The following is a 749-nucleotide window of genomic DNA, read 5'->3' as shown; positions in this document are numbered from 1 at the left end:
CCTTCGTCAAGAAGCTTACGGAACATCTCAACACCAGTACAAGTAGTTGTAATAGTGTCTACGATACCAACGATAGCAACTTCGTCACCAACTTTGATGATACCTTGCTCAACACGACCAGTTACAACAGTACCACGGCCTTGGATTGAGAATACATCTTCGATTGGAAGAATGAATGGACGATCGATTGCACGCTCTGGCTCTGGGATGTAGTTATCTAGAGCTTCTGCTAGTTCAACAATCTTGTCTTCCCACTCTTTCTCGCCGTTTAGAGCGCCTAGAGCAGAACCCATGATTACTGGGCAATCATCACCTGGGAAGTCGTACTCAGAAAGAAGTTCACGAACTTCCATCTCAACTAGCTCAAGTAGTTCTTCATCATCAACCATGTCACACTTGTTCATGAATACGATGATGTAAGGGATACCAACCTGGCGACCAAGTAGGATGTGCTCACGTGTTTGTGGCATTGGGCCGTCAGTTGCAGCAACAACTAGGATACCGCCGTCCATTTGAGCAGCACCAGTGATCATGTTTTTAACGTAATCGGCGTGTCCAGGACAGTCAACGTGTGCGTAGTGACGAGTTGGAGTATCGTACTCTACGTGAGAAGTAGAGATTGTGATACCGCGCTCACGCTCTTCTGGAGCGTTATCGATTGATGCGAAGTCACGAGCAGCACCACCGTACACTTTTGAAAGTGTAGTACAGATAGCAGCAGTTAGAGTTGTTTTACCGTGGTCAACGTG

The 749-nt window shown here is 46.7% G+C and carries 1 protein-coding gene; it reads right to left on the bottom strand.

Translation table 11 applies throughout. The features are described from left to right. Positions 1-749: elongation factor Tu (locus tag C9J40_RS21800; protein ID WP_146144080.1), on the bottom strand; the 749-nt coding region annotated here is incomplete at both ends.

It is taken from the genome of Photobacterium sp. GB-72, assembly GCF_003026095.1.
Taxonomy (GTDB): domain Bacteria; phylum Pseudomonadota; class Gammaproteobacteria; order Enterobacterales; family Vibrionaceae; genus Photobacterium.
The sequence above is the reverse complement of the archived record's forward strand: the minus strand, read 5'-3'. Positions and strand labels throughout refer to the sequence as shown.